Annotated in this window: 15 protein-coding genes; 8 read left to right on the top strand and 7 right to left on the bottom strand. The window is 67.3% G+C overall.

The features are described from left to right. Position 1: 1 nt before the first annotated feature. The 4 genes from QPK31_RS19565 (at position 2) to QPK31_RS19550 (ending at position 3,294) form a co-directional block, all read left to right on the top strand. Positions 2-994, top strand: a complete 993-nt coding sequence (locus QPK31_RS19565) for an NAD(P)H-hydrate dehydratase (protein ID WP_290424561.1) — start codon at positions 2-4, stop codon at positions 992-994. Between the two features lie 257 nt (positions 995-1,251). After that, positions 1,252-1,677 (top strand): hypothetical protein, encoded by a 426-nt coding sequence (locus tag QPK31_RS19560; protein WP_290424560.1) that lies wholly within the window; start codon positions 1,252-1,254, stop codon positions 1,675-1,677. Positions 1,678-2,234: 557 nt separating this feature from the next. After that, positions 2,235-2,708 carry a hypothetical protein gene (locus tag QPK31_RS19555; RefSeq protein WP_290424559.1) on the top strand — a complete coding sequence of 158 codons (474 nt, stop codon included), beginning with the start codon at positions 2,235-2,237 and terminating at the stop codon, positions 2,706-2,708. Positions 2,709-2,805: 97 nt separating this feature from the next. Continuing rightward, positions 2,806-3,294: a hypothetical protein gene (locus QPK31_RS19550; protein ID WP_290424558.1), complete on the top strand. Its 489-nt coding sequence runs from the start codon at positions 2,806-2,808 to the stop codon at positions 3,292-3,294. Positions 3,295-3,432: 138 nt separating this feature from the next. Here the strand turns inward: QPK31_RS19550 and QPK31_RS19545 are convergent, their stop codons facing one another. The 3 genes from QPK31_RS19545 to QPK31_RS19535 all read right to left on the bottom strand — a co-directional run bounded on the left by QPK31_RS19545 (position 3,433) and on the right by QPK31_RS19535 (position 8,495). Continuing rightward, positions 3,433-6,690 carry an efflux RND transporter permease subunit gene (locus QPK31_RS19545; RefSeq protein ID WP_290424557.1) on the bottom strand — a complete coding sequence of 1,086 codons (3,258 nt, stop codon included), beginning with the start codon at positions 6,688-6,690 and terminating at the stop codon, positions 3,433-3,435. Positions 6,691-6,693: 3 nt separating this feature from the next. Continuing rightward, entirely contained in the window at positions 6,694-7,848 is a 1,155-nt protein-coding gene (locus QPK31_RS19540) for an efflux RND transporter periplasmic adaptor subunit (RefSeq protein ID WP_290424556.1), read from the bottom strand. Between the two features lie 227 nt (positions 7,849-8,075). Further along, positions 8,076-8,495, bottom strand: coding sequence for a divergent PAP2 family protein (locus QPK31_RS19535; RefSeq protein WP_290424555.1), 420 nt, complete (start codon positions 8,493-8,495; stop codon positions 8,076-8,078). 159 nt (positions 8,496-8,654) lie between these two features. On the opposite strand from QPK31_RS19535, the gene QPK31_RS19530 reads away from it, so the two are divergent. Together QPK31_RS19530 and QPK31_RS19525 are read left to right on the top strand one after the other, a co-directional pair. Then, positions 8,655-9,716, top strand: a complete 1,062-nt coding sequence (locus QPK31_RS19530) for a DUF475 domain-containing protein (RefSeq protein WP_290424554.1) — start codon at positions 8,655-8,657, stop codon at positions 9,714-9,716. 116 nt (positions 9,717-9,832) lie between these two features. Then, complete coding sequence (locus QPK31_RS19525) at positions 9,833-10,246, top strand: hypothetical protein (RefSeq protein ID WP_290424553.1); 414 nt, start codon at positions 9,833-9,835, stop codon at positions 10,244-10,246. 242 nt (positions 10,247-10,488) lie between these two features. On the opposite strand, the gene QPK31_RS19520 is transcribed toward QPK31_RS19525, so the two are convergent. Continuing rightward, a complete protein-coding gene (locus QPK31_RS19520) occupies positions 10,489-12,837 on the bottom strand; it encodes a hypothetical protein (RefSeq protein ID WP_290424552.1) in 2,349 nt (782 codons plus the stop codon). A gap of 141 nt (positions 12,838-12,978) precedes the next feature. Next, on the bottom strand, positions 12,979-13,989 hold the full coding sequence (locus QPK31_RS19515; RefSeq protein ID WP_290424551.1) for a serine/threonine protein kinase: 1,011 nt from the start codon (positions 13,987-13,989) through the stop codon (positions 12,979-12,981). 89 nt (positions 13,990-14,078) lie between these two features. Between QPK31_RS19515 and QPK31_RS19510 the strand changes: the two genes are divergently transcribed. Then, complete coding sequence (locus QPK31_RS19510) at positions 14,079-14,771, top strand: UPF0149 family protein (protein ID WP_290424550.1); 693 nt, start codon at positions 14,079-14,081, stop codon at positions 14,769-14,771. Positions 14,772-14,910: 139 nt separating this feature from the next. Here QPK31_RS19510 and QPK31_RS19505 read toward each other — a convergent pair whose 3' ends face one another. Then, positions 14,911-16,071: a HAMP domain-containing sensor histidine kinase gene (locus QPK31_RS19505; RefSeq protein WP_290424549.1), complete on the bottom strand. Its 1,161-nt coding sequence runs from the start codon at positions 16,069-16,071 to the stop codon at positions 14,911-14,913. Positions 16,072-16,168: 97 nt separating this feature from the next. Continuing rightward, a complete protein-coding gene (locus QPK31_RS19500; RefSeq protein WP_290424548.1) occupies positions 16,169-17,296 on the bottom strand; it encodes an HPP family protein in 1,128 nt (375 codons plus the stop codon). A gap of 232 nt (positions 17,297-17,528) precedes the next feature. On the opposite strand from QPK31_RS19500, the gene QPK31_RS19495 reads away from it, so the two are divergent. Beyond that, on the top strand, positions 17,529-18,563 hold the full coding sequence (locus tag QPK31_RS19495; RefSeq protein ID WP_290424547.1) for an alpha/beta hydrolase: 1,035 nt from the start codon (positions 17,529-17,531) through the stop codon (positions 18,561-18,563). The last annotated feature ends 15 nt before the right edge of the window (positions 18,564-18,578 follow it).

Here is an 18,578-nt window from a genome sequence, read left to right as displayed (position 1 = left end):
CATGAACGCCATCCAGAGCGCACCTGCCGTGCACGACGTCACCACCGAGCTGCTGCGCGCGTGGCCGCTGCCGATGCCCGGCGAAGACAGCGACAAGGAAGTGCGCGGCCACGTGCTGGTGCTGGGCGGCTCGCGCGAAATGCCGGGCGCCGTCATCCTGGCCGCCACCGCCGCCCTGCGCGCCGGCGCCGGCAAGCTGACCATCGCCACCGGCGCCAGCGTGGCCCAGCTGGTGGCCATGGCCATGCCCGAGGCGCGCGTGATCGGCCTGATGGAAACCGAAGCCGGCGGCTTCACGCCCGAGGCGATTGCCCGGCTCGATCCGCTGGCCGACCGCGTCAGCGCCGTGCTGATCGGCCCCGGCATGCAGGACGAGGCGGCCGCGGCCGAACTGGTGCACGGCCTGCTCGAACGCCTGCAGGGCGGCGACACCGCCGTCGTGCTCGACGCCTGCGCCATGGGCACGCTGCTGCACGCACCGCCGGGTTGGGACCCGAACGCATGCTACCGCTTCGAGCAGCCCGTCATCGTCACTCCGCACTGCGGGGAAATGGCGCACCTGACCGGCATCGCCAAGCCCGACATCGTGTCCGGCCCCGATGCACGCGCGCTGGCCTCGGCCGCCGAATGGAACGCCGTGGTGGCGCTGAAGGGCGCGCGCACCGTGATCGCCTCGCCCGGCGGCGAACTGTGGCAGCACGAAGGCGGCAACGTCGGCCTCGGCATTTCCGGCTCGGGCGACACCCTGTCGGGCATCATCACCGGGCTGGCGGCGCGCGGCGCCTCGCTCGAACAGGCTGCCTGCTGGGGCGTGGCCCTGCATGCGCGCGCCGGCGAACGCCTGGCCGAGCGCATGGGCGTACTTGGTTACCTGGCGCGGGAGATCCCGGACGAGATCCCCGCCCTGCTCGAATCGGTTGCCGGCACGCGTGCCGGCGACGGCAAGACCATCCGGCCTGCGCCGGGGGAAACGGTCGGACGGGAAGCCGTTTGACTGGTATCAAAATCCGCATGTCGTATCGCGGAACAAAGCAAGATGTGCACAATCCGACGAACTGACGGTAGCGATGTCAGTCTAATCAATAGTCGGATTCGTGCACCGAACGGGGCCGCGTGTTGCGTCGGTTCCCTGAGTGTTTCGGCAATGGACCCAGCGAGGTTCCATGTCGAAACTGAACTGGCGCCGTTAGCCCTCCAGCGCCTCACCTGGAGTCAACGGCACAAGATAGACGTGAACGAGGAGTATAAACAATGAACGCAATGACCAAAGCACCAAAAATCCTGCTGACCGCAGCCCTCCTGGCCACCATGCTGGGCGCATGCAAAAAGAACGACACCGCCAACACCACTGGCGCCGGCGACACCTCGGCAACCTCGCCGAGCTCGACGTCGGGCACGAGCGGCACCACCGGCACCATGGGTGACACCGGCACCGGCGCCACCGGCACCGGCACCACCGGCGACACCACCGGCACCGGCGCAACCGGCACCACCGGCGACACCACGGGTACTGGCGCAACCGGCACCGGCACCACCGGCACGGGCGCTACCGGCGACACCACCACGCCGCCAGCCGGCACCACTGGCACCACCGGCGCCTCGGGCACGACCGGCAATACCGATTCGGGTACTGCCGCCGGCACCACGGCGCCGCCAACCGGCACCACCGGCCGCTAATCGGGCCGCGCATGACCACCCGGCAGGGCCTGCTTGCGCAGGCTCTGCGGTGTGGCGCATGGCAGTAATGCATCACGCCACCGGAGAATCTGCCGGTGTGGCGTGGTTTAGCATTTCTGGTTAAGCGTTTTCGGTTTCGCTTGTCCGGTTCTGCTTGTCCGGTTCCGCTTGTTCGATGTCGCTAACCCGGTTTCGCCTGTCCGGTTCTGCCTGTCCGGTTCTGCTTGCCCGGTAACGACTGCCCAGTGTCGCTTGTCCGGCTTTGCCTGTCGTATTGCACGTTTCCGTTTTGCTCAGCTGCAGGCAATCGGCGCCGCCCTTCCTCCCTTCCTCCCTCTGCTTTCCCTGTCGTTCCGCCTCGTCCTCGCCGTCATCTCGCCTTCAACGAACCTTCCTCGGGCTGTCACCCCACTTTCTTACCTTGCAGCATTTACCTGATGTGCGCCACTTTGCGCCTTACGTTGGCCCGCGCACGGACTGCGCGCTGACAGATCGCCAGAATGGGAACCAACGCGGCATTGCTGCGACTCTTTTCCCATATTTCAAGGAGGTTCACCATGAACCGTTCGACCACCTTCCCGAAAATCATCCTGGCCACGGCCGTTGTCGCGGCCATGCTCGGCGGCTGCCGCAAGGACGAGCCGGCTGCCGATCCGGTGGCCCAGGGCGCTGATGGCGGCCCGGTCGCAGGCAGCGGCCTGAGCACCAGCACCGCGGTCGGCACCAGCGGCGCGGCAGGCACCACGGCTGGCGGCACCGACCCGGCAACCGCCAACCCGACTGCCGGCGTGAATCCGACGAACGGCGAAACCACGAACATCGGCGTGCAGGGCGACAATGAAGGTGCGGCAGGCAACAACGGCGGCACCAGCTCGGGCGCGCCCGGCAGCACGGTCTCGGGCGGCCCCGGCGCCAACAGCATGACCCCGGCCAATGCCGACGGCACCACGGCGAACACCACCGGCACGGGCACCGGCACCGGCGCGAACAACCGCGATACCGGTACCGGCAGCACCACCACCGGCCAGTAAGACCAGACAAGCCCGGCGGCACAGTCCGCCGGCATCGCTGCCGCCATGCCCGGGGCATGGCCGGCGGCAAACCGATCAACAGGACAAAGGACAGACCATGAAAACGACCCGTAAAATTCCAGCCATCATTATGACCACCGCCCTGCTCGCCGCCGTCCTCGGCGGCTGCAAGAAAGAAGACAACGGCATCGGCGGCGACGGCGACGCAGCAGCAGTCTCCAGCCGCACTGAAGGCGCAGGCAACAGCGGCGCCGCCGGCACTGTCGGCGCATCCGGCAACGCCGGCGACACCGGACTGGGCGGCGTCGAGTACAACACCAACAATAACCCGCGCACCGTCGGCGAAAACGAAGGCGGCTCGCGCGAGAACACGCCAGGCGCGGTCGGCGGCGCCAGCGGCGTGAGCGGCGCGGTAGAGGTCGGCCCGAACGGCAGCACCACCGGCGGCGCCAACCCGGGCGGCGCACCGATGGCCCCGGCACCGGCCGCGGGCAGCGACGGCAGCGGCACCACCGGTTCCACTGGCAACAGCACCGGCACCGGTCCAGCATCGACCCGCGCCGGCGCCGGCGAATCCGGCCGCTGATCCAGCCCCAGGCACCGGCCGCTGAATCCGGCCGCTGAATCCGATTTCAGCTCCCGGGCCAGACAGGACGCCGCAATAAAAAAGAGCCCGCACATGTGCGGGCTCTTTCCATTCCGTCTGCCAGGAACGGCGAAGACCTTACACGCCTTCGGTGACCTTCGGCGGCGCCTTGGCCAGCGGCACGCGCTTGCCGCTGCCAGCGCCCGGTCCACGGCCGCGGCCGGTGATGAAGCCGACGATCTTCAGGATCATGCGGAACACGAAGCGCACCAGCACGATGGTCAGCAGCGCCTCGACGAAGGTGACCAGGAAGGCCGGCAGCACGTGCCAGCGTTCGGCGCGGCGGCCGAACTTGGCGGCCATGCGCTCGCGCGAGATCTCGATGCTGTCGTAGAAGGTCGGCACCACCAGCAGGGTCAGCAGTGTCGAGGTGATGGTGCCGCCGATGATGGCCACCGCCAGCGGCTGGTAGAACTTGCCATCCGGGCCGAGGGCCAGCGCCACCGGCAGCATGCCGGCGATCAGCGCAAACGTCGTCATCAGGATCGGACGCAGACGCACGCGGCCGGCCTTCATCAGTGCCTCTTCGCGGTCGTAACCCTCGTGTTCGAGTGCACGCGCCGCTTCCAGCAGCAGGATCGCATTCTTCGCCACCAGGCCCATCAGCATGATGATGCCGATAAAGCTCATCAGGTTCAGGGTGCCGCCGGTCACCAGCAAGGCCACCACCACGCCGATCAGGGACAGCGGCAGCGACAGCATCACACCCAGCGGCGCCGTGAACGATCCGAACTGCATCACCAGGATCAGGTACATCAAGCCGATGCCGCCGAACAGGGCGATCGTCATTTCGCGGAACAGCTCGGCCTGGTCCTTGCCGGCGCCGCCCAGCGCCAGGCCATAGCCCGGCGGGAAGTCGAAGCTCTTGGCCAGCGCCATCGCATCGGCCGTGACTTCGCCGTTCGAGCGGCCTTGCGCATTCGCCGAGACCGTGATCACGCGCTTGCCGTCCTTGTGCACGATTTCCGACGGACCCTTGCCCATGCTGATGCGGGCGATCTGCTCGAGCGGCACCATGGTGTTGGTGCCGGCAATCGCGATCGGCAGGCGCTCGATGTTCTCGATGCTGACGCGGTCTTCCGGATGCAGGCGCACGGCCACGTCGCGGGTTTCGCCGGTCGGGTCGACCCAGTCGCCGACCTCGATGCCGGCAAAGGCCACGCGCAGCGCGGTGGCGGCGTCGCCCACCGACACGCCCATCGAGTTCGCCAGGCCGCGGTCGAGTTCGATCTGCAGCTCGTCCTTCGGGTCCTGCTGCGACAATGTCACGTCGACCGCGCCCGGCACCTGGCGCAGCTTCTCCATGTAGGCCGTGGTCAGCTCCATGAGCTTGCGCGAATCGTTGCCGGTGAATTCGATCTGCACCGGCTTGCCGCCGCCCGACAGGTCGTCGAGCACGGTGTACTCGGCGCCTACCAGTTGCCCCACCTTCTGGCGCAGCTCGGCGCCGATCGCGGCCGCGCTGCGGGTACGGGTATTGCGTTTGCCGATCTCGACGTAGATCGAGCCGCCGCTCGGGCGCGCGACGATGTCGGTGGCGCGCGTTTCCGGCAGCGTGTGGGCCAGTTGGGCCGCCTGCTCCATCTTCAGGCGCGCAAAGGCCAGGCTGGACGAGGCCGGGGTACGCACTTCGATCATGATCTTGTTGCCGTCGCCTTTCGGCAGGAAACTGGTGCCGCCCAGGGTGCTTTGCAGCACGATCGCCAGCACGAAGGTCAGGAAGGCGATCACGCCCATCCAGCGGCGGTGGTGCAGCGCCCAGGCGATCACGCCGCTGTAGCGGCCGGCCAGGCGGTCGAACCAGGCATTGAAGCGGCCCAGGACCTTCGACAGGCCTCTCTTCGGCTCCAGGTGGTGCCCCGGCGGGTCGCCCCAGTAGGCCGACAGCATCGGGTCGAGCGTGAAGGAAATGAACAGCGACACCGCCACCGAGCAGGTCACGGTCAGCGCGAACGGACGGAACCATTCGCCGGCCACGCCCGGCATGAAGGCGACCGGGATGAACACGGCCATGATCGAGAAGGTGGTGGCGGCCACGGCCATGCCAATCTCGGAAGTGCCGACCAGGGCCGCGGTGCGGCGGTCGGCGCCGTTTTCCATGTGGCGCACGATGTTTTCGCGCACCACGATGGCGTCGTCGATCAGCACGCCGATCGCCAGCGACAGGCCGAGCAGGGTCATGAAGTTCAGCGTGAAGCCGCACAGCCAGACCGCGATGAAGGCGGCCAGCACCGAGGTCGGCAGCGACAGCGCCGTGATCAGCGTCGAGCGCCAGGAGTTCAGGAAGGCATAGACCACGAAGATGGTCAGCATGGCGCCGAACACCAGCGACTCGATTACGTTGTTCAGGCTGCTCTGCGCTTCCTCGCCGCCGTCGCGGGTGATGGTCAGCGTGGTGCCCTTCGGCAGTTCCTTGTTGATCTCGGCGACCAGTGCGTGCACGCGCTTGGCGATCGACACGGTCGAGGCATCGCGGGTGCGCACGATCGAGATGCCGACGTTCGGCGCGCCGCTGTGGATCGAGGCGCTGTCGATGTCGGCGAAGCCATCCTCGATGGTGGCCACCTGGTTCAGGCGCACGATGGTGTCGCCGCTACGCTTGACCACGATCTGCGAAAAATCTTCCGGACGCTCGATGCGCCCGATCAGGCGGATGCCCTTTTCGTCGAGCACGCCGCGCACCTTGCCCACCGGCGCATTCGTGTTCTGCCTTTGCAGCGCATTCGTCACCTCGGTGACCGAAACGTTGTATTCGCGCAGCTGGTCGGCGCGCAGCAGCACCGACAATTCGCGCCGCAGCGAACCGTTGACGTTGACGGTGGACACGCCATCGATGGCGCGGAAGCGGTCGGCCAGCACGTCCTCGGCCAGGCGCGAGATCGTCGCGTGGCTCTGGCTGCTCGATGACAGCGCCAGCTGCATGATCGGCTGGGCCGACGGATCGACGCGGCGCAGGATCGGTTCGCGCATCTCGGTCGGCAGTTTGTAGCGCACCGCCGAGATGGCGTTGCGCACGTCGTCCGAGGCTTCGATCAGGTTGCGCTTGAAGTCGAATTCCAGCACCAGGGTGGCGCTGCCCTCATTCGCGTAGGACGTGACTTCGGTCACGCCCTGCACGCTCTGCATCTGCTTTTCCAGGCGGTCGATGATCTCGCGCTCGGCCGTCTCGGGCGAGGCGCCCGGGTACGGCACGTTGACCACGATCACCGGGATATCGACGTCGGGATTCTGGTTGACGCGCAGCTTGGACAAGGCCAGCAAGCCGATGCACATCATGCCGAGAATCAGCACGATCGTGGCGACCGGCTTCTTGACACTGAAATTGGAAAGGAACATGGCTTATTTCCCTTTGGGCTGGGGAGCCGAGGCCACGCGGGCGTTGGCCATTTCGACCTTCTGGCCATCCTTCAGGTTCGAGCTCGGGCTGCGCAGCACGGTGTCGCCGGCGGCCAGGCCGGTCTTGATTTCCCAGGCGCCGGTGCGCTGGTCGCGCATGCCGACTTCCAGGTTGACTTTCGACAGCGCGCCGCCCTTCACGCGCCAGGTATACACCTCGTCGCCGTTACGGACAATGGCGCTTTCCGGCAGCATCAGCGCGTTCGAGGTCTCGGCGTCGATCCGCCCTTCCGCATACAGGCCGGCCACGCGCGGCTGCTCGCCGGTCAAACCAACCAGTACCTCGACCTGGCGCGTGACGTCGTTGGCCGATGGGTCGATGCGTTTCACCACGCCGGTGAACTGCTGGTTGCCGTAGCCGTTGATGTGGAACTTGACCGGCTGGCCCAGCTTCACGGTGGCGATCTTGTCGGTCGAGACGCGGCCTTCGAAGCGCATGCTGTTCGGATCGATGACCTTCACCAGTTCCTTGCCGACGGTGGCGGTGTCGCCGCTTGATACCTTGCGGTCGCTGACGATGCCGTCGAAGGGCGCGCGCACCTGGGTGCGGCTGGTCTGCTGGCGCGCCAGGGCGGCGCGGCTCTTCGCGGCCGACAATTCGCTCAGGGCGCTGTTCTTGCGCACTTCGGCTTCGTCGAACGCGGCGGCCGAGGTCATGCCCGAGGCGCGCAGGGTTTTCAGGCGCTCGAGCTGGCGGTTCGACTGGTCCAGCGCCTGGCTGGCCGCGCGCACGGCTTCGTCGGCCGACAGCAGCGAATCGCGGATCGCGGTTTCGTCGAGCTTCACCAGCAAATCGCCGCGCTTGACCGGCTCGCCGTTCTCCTTCAACACCTGCAGCACCACGGCCGAGACTTCCGCACGCAGGTCGGCGCGGCGTTCCGGCTGGATCGAGCCGGTGACCACCGGGCCGGAGGCCAGCGCATCGCTCTGCACCGTCAGCAGGTCTTCGGGAGCAACCAGCAGTTGACTCGGCTTGTTGTCCTTCTGGTTGGCCTGGGCGGTGGCGTTCGGACCGGCCTTGGCCGGGTCCTTGCCCTCCTTGCTGCAGGCGGCCAGGGCCGACGCGATGGCAAGGACGAGTAGAGTGTTGCGCAGCATGTTGAGTCTCTCCAGATGGACGCTGATGACGTAGTTATTTTTAGAGGGGGATTTCACCAGCGCGCAGTATCCGGGAGCCGGACCCACCCGTCAATCGACGGTCCTGCGCACTGTGGTTTTCGATGGATGAACTGCGTTCTGGTGCGATGAACTGCATGTGGAACGGACAAGCGGACGAGGGGCGGACAGTGGGCGGACACCCGTCCGCCCGTGACGCGCTATCCGGTTCAGGCCACGAACAGGTGGTAGACCAGGAAGCCCATGCCGATGCCGGTGACGATGCCGCCGCAGATTTCGACCAGGGTATGGCCCATGCGTTCGCGCAGCGTGATGTGGCCGGTGACCTCGACCGCCAGGCGATTGATGGCGGCGGCCTGGCGGCCGACGTGCTGGCGCAGGCTGTTGGCGTCGATCATCACGATGAAGGCCAGGGTCACGGCCACGCCGAAGGCCGGATGTCCCATTCCCTCGCGCAGGGCGATCAGGGTCGCCATGCTGGTGACCACCGAGCTGTGGTTGCTCGGGAAGCCGCCGTTGCCGACCAGGTTGAAGGCCCAGCGCCGCTGGCGCGCACTATTGATCAGGAACTTGATGGGGCCGACGACGAGCCAGGTCAGAAAAGGCGTGATGAGATAGGAAAGGTCCATGTATTATCCGAAATTAACTAGTAAATAAGTGCCGGCCGGAATTATGGCAGAAGGCATGCACGCGAGCGACCTGCGCTGCGACCTTCCCCGGTGTGAAACAGGTAAGATGCCTGAAAACTGTGTCATTTCAACCAATATTCGAATAAGAAGAGGAACACAATGCAACACTTCCGTTTATCGTTCATCGTCACTGCCGTGCTCATGGCATTGTCGGGCTGGTGGGGCTATGAGCATGGCGGCATGGCCGGCCTGCTGTCGGCGCTGTGGATCACGGCGATCCTGGGCGTGCTCGAAGTCTCGCTCTCCTTCGACAACGCCGTCGTGAATGCGTCGGTGCTGCGCCACTGGAACGAATTCTGGCGCAAGCTCTTCCTCACCGTCGGTATCCTGGTGGCCGTGTTCGGCATGCGCCTGCTGTTCCCGCTGGTGATCGTCTCGGTGGCCACCGGCCTCGGGCTGCTCGACGTCTGGAACATGGCGATCGACACCCCGCAAGAATATTCGCGCCACCTGACCGAGCACCACGCGGAAGTCTCGGCCTTCGGCGGCGCCTTCCTGATGCTGGTCTTCCTGAACTTCCTGTTCGACGAGGAAAAGGAACTGCATTGGCTCGGCTGGATCGAGGAAAAAGTGGGCAAGTACGGCAGCGAAGGCCTGGCTGTGCTGCTGACCCTGCTGGCGGTGTTCTTCGCCATGTCGCTGATGCCGGAGCAGCGCAAGCTGGCCGTGCTGATCTCGGGTGTGGTCGGGGTCGCCGTGTACATCGGCGTGAACTGGATCAGCGGCTTGCTGGAAGAAGAAGAGCATGACCCGACGGTCGGCAAGATGATTTCCCAGGGCAGTATCGGCGGCTTCCTGTACCTGGAGGTATTGGATGCGTCGTTCTCCTTCGACGGCGTGATCGGCGCCTTTGCGATTACCAACGACGTGGTCGTGATCATGCTGGGCCTGGCCATCGGCGCGATGTTCGTGCGCTCGATGACGGTGTTCCTGGTCTACAAGGGCACGCTGCAGGAATTCGTCTTCCTCGAACACGGCGCCCACTACGCGATCGGCATTTTGGCCCTGATCATGTTTGCCAGCGTGCACTTCCATATTCCGGAGTGGTTCACGGGCTTGTCCGGGTTGGCCTTCATCCTGGTGTCGCTGTGGTCGTCGATCCGCTACCGCAAGCGGGTCGAGGCGGAAGAAGCGCGCGACAGCCTGAGCGTCTCTTCATAAGCCTGGCTTAAGCCTGGACCTTTTGACAATCCGCGCGGCCATGGCAGAATGGGCGCCGCGCGGAACCGCCGCGCCAGCTCATCCACCACCGCATCCACTTCTGAACTGAACCGATCATGCCGAAAGCCCTGCCCAAGCGCGCCCTCGCCGTCCTGCTCTCCCTGCTCGTCGCCCTCGTGATGGTGTTCGGGCTATACACCTGGTTCACCTTGAGCTGGTCGTATTCCGAAGGCACGCGCGCCGGCTACCTGCAGAAGTTCTCGAACAAGGGCTGGCTGTGCAAGACCTGGGAAGGCGAGATCCTGCTGTCGAGCATGCCGGGGGCGATTCCCGAACGGTTTGCGTTTACCGTGCGCGACGAAAGCCTGGTGCAGAAGCTGCAGTCGACCATGGGCCAGCGCGTGGAAATCAGCTACGAACAGCACCGCGGCGTGCCGACCAGCTGCTTTGGCGAGACCGAGTATTTCGTCACAACGGTGAACACCGGACCGGTGAATCCGGTGGCGCCAAGCGACGCGCCGGCGCAGTGATACGCTTCAGATATCGATAATGGTTGATTGAGACGTAGGGTGGACGGCTCCACCCGTTTATATGCATTGACGCGCCGCGCGCGCCGTCCACGCGTCCAACGCACGGCCCCATGGCGCGAAACGCAAACGAAGGAACGAAGGAACCTGGCGCCGTGATATCGCGCGGCAAATCGGGCGGTCGCTGAACGCGTGGGCGGCGCAAACGCCGTCAGCACGCACACGCCAGGGTGTAGCCGACCACCCTACTCGCCGTTCGTACGCCGCTGGTTCATGATGACCTCAGCCAAGCGCGCCGCCGCCTGCTGCGCCGACGGCTGCTTTTTCAGGCGTCCCAGCACCTCGCGGGTGATGTTTTCCGACGCCGCACGCTGACGCGCTTCGGCCTTGCGCTCATTGATCGCATCTTCCGTCGCCGACAACTCCGCCGCCTGCTCTTCCAGCCGCTTCGTTTCCAGCTCCAGCAACTCGCGCCGTGCATCGGCCATCTGCAGCGTGGTGGCCGCCGTGCGGCGCTGCATCTCGGCGTGGGCCTGGGCGCGTTCGAGCAGCGCGCGCTGGGCGTCGCGCTTCTCCACTGCGGCCTGCGCCGCTTCCTGCTCGGCCGCTTCGCGCACCGCGGCCAGGCGCGCCGCTTCGGCCTCGGCCTCGGCACGCACCCGCGCCGCTTCCGCCGCGGCCTGCTCCGACGCCAGCCGCGCCGCGGCGGCCTCGTTGGCGCGCGCTTCGGACTCGGCCTGCAAACGCTGGGCCGCCAGTTTCTGCTCGACCAGCGACAGCGCGTCACGCGCCGCCTCGGCCGCCGCGCGCTCGGCCTGCAGCGCGGCCTCGGTTGCTTCCAGGCGCGCCTGTTCGGCCCGGGCGCGCTCGGCCTGGACCTGGGCCAGCTGCGCCGCCGCGGCAGCTTCGGCCTGGGCGGCGGCGGCCGCCGCCTCCTCGCTCGCCGCTTCCTCGAACACCCGGGCCGCCGCCTCGCGCCTGGCCGCCAGCGCGGCCTGCTGGGCCTCGGCGATGCGGCGCTCGGCCTCGAATTCGTCGCGCATCAGCGCGGCCTGTCCCTCTTCCGCCTCGACCCGGGCCTGGGCGGCGGCGGCCAGCGCGCGCTCGTTGTCGAGTTTTTCCTGCAGGCGCGACAAGGCCGCCTGTTCGGAGCGCACGCGTTCGCGTTCCGCCGCGGCGAGCTGCTCGGCCTCGGCTTCGCGGCGCGCGGCAAGTTGCGCCGCTTCGCGCTGCAGCGTCGTTTGTTCGGCGGCCAGCGCCAGCGCCGCCTCGGCCGCCGCGTTCTCGGCCGCGCGCGCTTCGGCCGCGGCAGTGGCCTGGGCCGCACGTTCCTCGGACAGCTGGCGGGCACGGGCCTGCTGTTCGGCGTCGCGCCCGGCCGCTTCGGCCGCGATGCGGTCGGCCTCGGCGCGCTGCCGGGCGTGTTCGGCCGCCGTCAGTTCGGCCTGCAGGCGGGCGTCGACCTGCATCCCGGCGTCTTCCTCGGCCTGGGCGCGCAGCAGCGCCGCTTCGCGCAGCTTGCGGTCGGCTTCGATGCGGGCCTCGGTGGCGGCGACGATCTTCGCTTCGGCTTCGCGCCGCGCTTCGGCGGTGGCCGAGGCCATCTGCTCCAGGCGCTCGCGGTGCAGGGCGGCGTCGCGCAATTCCTTTTCCAGCTCCAGGCGCGAGCGCACGGTGTCGGCCGCCACCCGCTGCGAGTCGGCCTGGGCCTGGGCGATGCTTTCCCGTTCGTGTTCGACGTGGGCCAGGGCGCGCGCTTCTTCCAGCATGCGCGCTTCGGCGGCGGCGCGGGCAAAGGCCGAGGCCAGCGCGATCTGGTCGGCGCGCTCGCGCTGCACCGCCAGCTCCAGCGCTTCGGCCTCGAGCTTGGCCAGCTTTTCGGCGGTGGCGCGCGCCGCTTTCTCGGCGCGCTCGCGCTCGCGCGCCAGCACCGCCACGCGCGCATCGGCGCTGGCGCTGTGCAGCACCTCTTCGCGCGCCGCATGCACGGCGGCCACGCGCTCGGCGGCCTGGCGCCGCGCTTCCTCGGTCTGGGCCAGCAATTCCTCGGCGGCGCGCGCGGCTTCCATCGCCATCGCCGCTTCCGCTTCGATCTGTTCGGCGGCGCGGCGGCGCGCTTCCTCGGCGGCGCGGGCGCGCGTTTCGGCGGCCAGGCGGCTTTCGGTGTCGGCCTGGACGCGGGCGCGCAGCTCGGCGGTTTCCTGGCGCATCGCCTCCAGGCGCTCGGTGGAGGCCTGGGCCGCAGCGCGCAGGGTTTCCAGGCGGTCGCGGTTGGCTTCGATGGCCTGCTCGGACGCCTGGGCATTCGCCAGCGCGGCGGCGGCGGTGGCGGCATCCGAGGCGGCGCGTTCCTCGGCCAGCGCGCGCGCATGGGCTTCGGCGGCGGCGCGGCTTTCGGCGGCGACGTTCGCCTTGGCTTCGGCCTCGACGCGGGCGATGGCTTCCTTGATCGCGGTCTTTTCCAGCTCGCCACGCTCCAGGGCCGGCGCGGCCGCGGGCGCTGGCGTGCCCGCGGAGGGCACGTGCTTGCTGGCGGGCGGCGGCAGGTCGATCGTGAAATCGGTATCGTCGTGGGGAGCGGGTTGGTGTTCCATGCTATTTCTCGGTCTGGAAATCGGGCGTGCCAGATCATTATCTGCGAAAGACGCGAATCGTGTCACGCCGAGCTGCGCGGCAAAACCCTTGCAATTCCGGCCTTCAAGAATGACAACCGACTGTCGGTTTGAAAGCCGCTTTTATACGGGCCAGAGCGGCGCTTCGTCCATCAGGGAGACTTGCTCGCGCAGCTCGAGGATGCGGTCCTGCCAGTAGCGCTGGGTGTTAAACCAGGGGAAAGCCGCCGGGAAGGCCGGGTCGTTCCAGCGCATCGCCAGCCAGGCCGAGTAATGGATCAGGCGCAGGGTGCGCAGCGCCTCGACCAGGTACAGCTGGCGCGGATCGAAGTCGCAGAAATCCTCGTAGCCGGCCAGCACGTCGCTCATCTGGCGCACCATGTCCTGGCGCTCGCCCGAGAGCAGCATCCACAGGTCCTGCACCGCCGGGCCCATGCGACTGTCGTCGAAGTCGACGAAGTGCGGGCCGTCGTCGGTCCAGAGCACGTTGCCGACGTGGCAATCGCCGTGCAGGCGCAGCAGGGGAAGCTCCCCTGCCCGCTCGTAGCAGCGCGCCACGCCCTGCAAGGCCTGCTCGACCACGCTCGCATAGGTCGCGCGCAGTTCGGGCGGCAGGAAATCGTGGCGCATCAGCCAGTCGAAGGGTTCGCGGCCGAAGGTGTGCTGGTCGAGTGCCGGTCGCAGCGCATAGGATTGGGCGCCGCCCACGGCATGGATGCGGCCGATGAAGCGCCCGATCCACTCCAGCGTGGCCGGGTCGCCCAGCTCCGGCGCCCGTCCGCCGCGGCGCGGGAAGACGGCGAAGCGGAAGTGATCAAAAGTGTGCAGGGTGCGGCCGTTGATCGTCATGGCCGGCACCACCGGCACTTCCTGCGCGTCCAGTTGGGCCACAAAGGCGTGCTCTTCGAGGATGGCCTCATCGCTCCAGCGCTCGGGGCGGTAGAACTTGACCACCACTGGCGGCCCCTCCTCCCGGCCCACTTGATAAACACGGTTTTCGTAGCTGTTCAGGGCCAGCAGACGGCCGTCGCCGTACAGGCCGAGGCTTTCCAGGGCGTCGAGCACGCGCTCGGGGCCGAGCCGGGAAAACGGGTGCGAACCTGATGCGTCCGGCAAACTAGACAGATTATCCATAGCCACCATTGTAAGGCGGCGCGCAGATTTTCGTGTGCTGGGCGCCCGCCACGCGTTAAACTGGCGGCTTCACCGCAACAAGGCACCCCATGCAACTCGAACAGCCCCTCACCGAAAAAGAATTCGACGAACTCGACCAGTTCCTCCTCTCCGAGCGCAGCCCGGAAGACGCGATGACGATGGACACCCTCCACGGTTACCTGACCGCGATTGCGATCGGCCCGGAAACCATCATGCCGGCCGAGTGGCTGCCGCGCGTCTGGGGCCAGGACGGCAAGCAGGCGCCGAAATGGAAGAACCCGCGCGAGGAAGAGCGCATCATCAACCTGATCATGCGCTTCATGAACGAAGTGCTGATCACCTTCGAGGTCGCGCCCAAGGAATTCGAGCCGCTGTACTGCGAGCACGAGCACAACGGCCAGACCCTGATCGACGCCGAAGCCTGGTGCTGGGGCTTCTGGGAAGGCATGGAACTGCGTCCGGGTTCCTGGGACCCGGTCTGGGAATCGGAAGTCGCCGATCTGATGCGTCCGCTGTACCTGCTCGGCGCCGACGAGATCGAGGAAGAAGAACTGCCGCTGGTCGAAGACCCGGTCAAGGCCCATCACCTGGCGCTGGAGATCGAAGCGAACCTGCCGGCCATCTACCGCTACTGGCTGCCGCTGCGCAAACCGGCCGTGGAGACCATCCGCAACGAAGGACCGAAAACCGGCCGCAACGACGACTGCCCTTGCGGCAGCGGCAAGAAGTTCAAGAAGTGCTGCGGGGCCGAGCAGGCGTAAACTGGTGTTGCTTGCATACGAACCGGGGCGCGTCTCCGGTTTTTTTTCGCCTGCTGGACGCGTGGACGGGGGACCCGTCCATCCTACTCCTGCGGCACGCGCATCGCTGCAACAATCAACCGGGGCCTGGCCCCAATTTTTATTGCCCCGGCGGCGCGGCCAGCGTCGGCGCCTCGCCGAACGGCCGGCAATCGACCGGGATGTCGATGACGAAGGTGGTACCGCGCTCGACCGCGCTGTCGACGCCAACGCTGCCGCCATGGCTCTCGGCCACCGCGCGCACGTAGGGCAGGCCGATGCCCCAGCCGGCTTTCACGCCCTGGCGCGCCGCTTCCGCGCGGCGGTACATCTGGAAAATGCTTTCCTGCTCCTCTAGCGGGATCGGCTCGCCGTGGTTATGGACGGTGAGCAGCAGGCGCTCGTGCACCTCGTCGATCTTGATGGTGATCGGCGTGCCGGGCGTGCCGTACTTGGCCGCGTTCGACAGCATGTTCTCGATCGCGCGCCAGAGCGCCTTGCGGTCCCACCAGCCCTGCACCGAATGCGGCGTCATGTGCACCGGCAGGCCGTGGTGCGCCACCGCGTCGAGCTGGACTTCGCGCACCAGCTCGCAGATGTCGAATGCGCTCAATTCCAGCGGCACCTTCTGGCCGCCATGGAAGGCCATCGAGTCGAGCAATTCGCTGACCATGCCGCCCATGCGCTGCACGCTCGACAGCGCCTTGGCGGCCACGGTGCGGATGCGCGCCGGGTCGTCCGTCATGAGGATGATTTCGAGCGCCATCGAGGTGGCGTGCAGCGGCCCGCGCAAATCGTGGGTCAGCGCGGCCGTGAAGCGTTCGCGCAGGCCCTGGTGCACAAGGGTGAAAGCGTTCACGGCTTGCTTGATGCCGGCGTCGATCGAGCTGTCGACCACCAGCACCTCGGCGTGGCTGAGCGAGATGCCGTCGCGCGCCAGCGCTTCCAGGATGCAGCGGCGCAGGATCTGGTATTCGTCGATCAGGGCGACATGGTCGTAGCTGGTGATGCGGGCGCGCTCGCCGCCGTGCTCGGCCGCCACCGTGGTGCCGTCCGCCCCATTCTGGCGGCCATAGCCCGGCGTCAGGCTTTCGGCGATGTTGTCGTAGAAGACAGGCAGTGTGTCGATCAGCACCGGGTGGCGCAGCTGGGCCGCTTCCTCGATCTGCGCGCGCACGGCGCGTTCCCAGTCGGCGAACACCTCCTCGCGCAGGGCGAGCATGCGCTGCGAAGTGGCCGACAGATCGGCGACATCGTGTTTCTGGTCGCTGGCGTTGGTCACGCGTCCTCCCTGGTCCGCTGCTTATCCAGCCTGCATGGTACGCCGGATAGCGCCCGGGCGGCGCTCAGCAGTAAGAACGGCGCGCGCTGATGACTCCTCAGGCCGCCGTTTCCAGCTGCCGTTCGCACAACGCCGCCAGCAGGTCGGAACGGCCGACCAGGCCGACCACGGCGCCGCCTTCCCCGGTGATCGCCACCTGGTGGTGGCCTTCGTCGCCCAGCAGCGGCACCAGCCGGGCCAGCGGTTCATCGGCGTCGAGCACGGCAACGATGCGGTGCATGGCGTCGGCCACGCGCGGCGCGGCGCCCGGCACCAGCGCCCGAAGGCGCGCGCCCCATCCGCTCTGGCGCAGCAGGTCTTCCTGCGACAGGAAGCCGAGCAGGCGCTTGCCTTCGTCCAGCACCGGCACTCCTTGCAGGCGGTGGCGCAGCAGCAGTTCGCGCGCATGCTCCAGGGTGTCGCGCGGGCCGACAGCAATGACGTGGCGCGACATCAGCTCGGCGCAGCGGCGTTCGCGGAAGTGGCGGCGCAGCGCCAGCTGGCGGGCATCGTCGACGATGGCCAGCAGGTCGTCGCGGCTGACGTCGAGCACTTCGCCGTAGCGCAGCATGGCCGCTTCCAGGTCGTCCTCGGTGATGCCGAGGCGCGCGGCCGGGGCCGGGTCGCCGGTGGCGTGCAGGTTGCGGTCGGCCGCGTGCGGTGCATGCGGGTAGCGCCGGCCCGTGAGGTTGTTGTAGAGGAGCGCGGCGCCGACGATCACGGCCGAGTTCAGCGCCACCGGCAGCAGGGCAAAGTGCCAGCTGGCCGTATGCACCGCCGCGCCGCCCAGCACCGCGGTCAGGGCCACGGCGCCGCCGGGCGGATGCAGGCAGCGCAGCGCGAACATGGCGGCGATCGCCAGGCAGCCGGCCAGCGGCGCGGCCAGCAGCGGATCGGGTACCAGGTGCCAGCAAGCGACGCCGACCAGGGCCGACAGGGTGTTCCCGCCGACCACCGGCCACGGCTGGGCCAGCGGACTGGCCGGCACGCAGAACAGCAGCACGGCCGAGGCGCCCATGGGCGCGATCAGCCACGCAGCCAGGCCAGGCGCCAGCATGTGGCTCAGGAGTGCGGTGACGAACAGGCCGACGCAGGCGCCGACGGTGGCGCGCAGGCGTTCGGTGCGGCTGGCGGCAAGCGGCTGCGGCAGGAAGCCGTGCAGCCATTGCTTGAAACTTGCTTGCATGGCGGAACGAGTTGGAACAGGCAAAGACCGCTATTACACCACAGGGACGGCGCCCGCGCCGGGCGCCGGCAGCTTGGCCGGTGCGCCGGCCAGCGGTCTCATGCTCAAATCCGTCAAAGCGTGTTAGCGCACTGACAGGTCAAACGTGCAGGGCGATGCTGGACGCAGGTAGCACGAGCGGCGCGCCGCGCTGCGTGATTCCAAATTTGACGAAAAAAAGGGAGTATCGAAGATGAAAAAAGCACTTCCATTGACACTGCTGGCCGGCGCAGCCCTGGTCGCCACCTCCGCCTTTGCCCAATCCCAGCCGCCGAAGGCCGAAGCGGCGATGCAGAAGGTGCTCGACGCACAAGCCTCGCTGAAACCGAAGCCGATCGAGACCCTCACCCCGGAAGAAGCGCGCAAGCAGCCGACGCCCGCCGACGGCGTCAAGAAGGTCCTGGCCGACATGAAGAAATCGACCGCACCGGAAGCCGGCGTGACGGTCAAGGACATGACGATCGGCAGCGGCGACGCCAGCTTCCCGATCCATGTGTACACGCCGGAAGGCAAGGGCCCGTTCCCGGTGATGGTGTACTATCACGGCGGCGGCTTCGTGATCGCCGACACCAAGGTCTACGACGCCACCCCGCGCGCGCTGGCCAAGATGGCGAACGCGATCATGGTCTCGGTGGACTACCGCCGCGCGCCTGAACACAAGTTCCCGGCTGCCCCGAACGATGCCTTCGCCGCCTACCAATGGGTGCTGGCCCACGCCAAGGAAATCAACGGCGACCCGATGCGGGTGGCGGTCGGCGGCGAAAGCGCCGGCGGCAACCTGGCGACCGTGGTCTCGATGATGGCGCGCGACAAGAAAGTCCAGATGCCGGTGCACCAATTGCTGGTCTACCCGGTCGTCAACGACGACATGAACACGCCTTCGTACAAGCAGAACGCGAACGCCAAGCCGCTCAACAAGCCGATGATGGAATGGTTCTTCAAGCACTACGGCGGCGATCCGAAGAACCCGTACGCGCTGCCGATGAAGGCCACTTCGCTGAAAGGCCTGCCGCCGGCGACGATCGTCGCGGCCGAGATCGACCCGCTGCTGTCCGAGGGTAAAGCCTATGCGGACAAGCTGAAGAAGGATGGCGTGGCCGTCAGCTACAAGGAATACAGCGGCGTGACCCACGAATTCTTCGGCATGGGCGCCGTGGTGCCGAAGGCCAAGGAAGCGGAACAGTTCGCGGCCGACGAGCTGAAGAAGGCGTTCGCGGCGAAGAAGTAAGCGCTGCACGTCTTT

Source organism: Massilia sp. YIM B02769 (assembly GCF_030411995.1).
Lineage (GTDB): Bacteria > Pseudomonadota > Gammaproteobacteria > Burkholderiales > Burkholderiaceae_D > Telluria.
The sequence above is the reverse complement of the archived record's forward strand: the minus strand, read 5'-3'. Positions and strand labels throughout refer to the sequence as shown.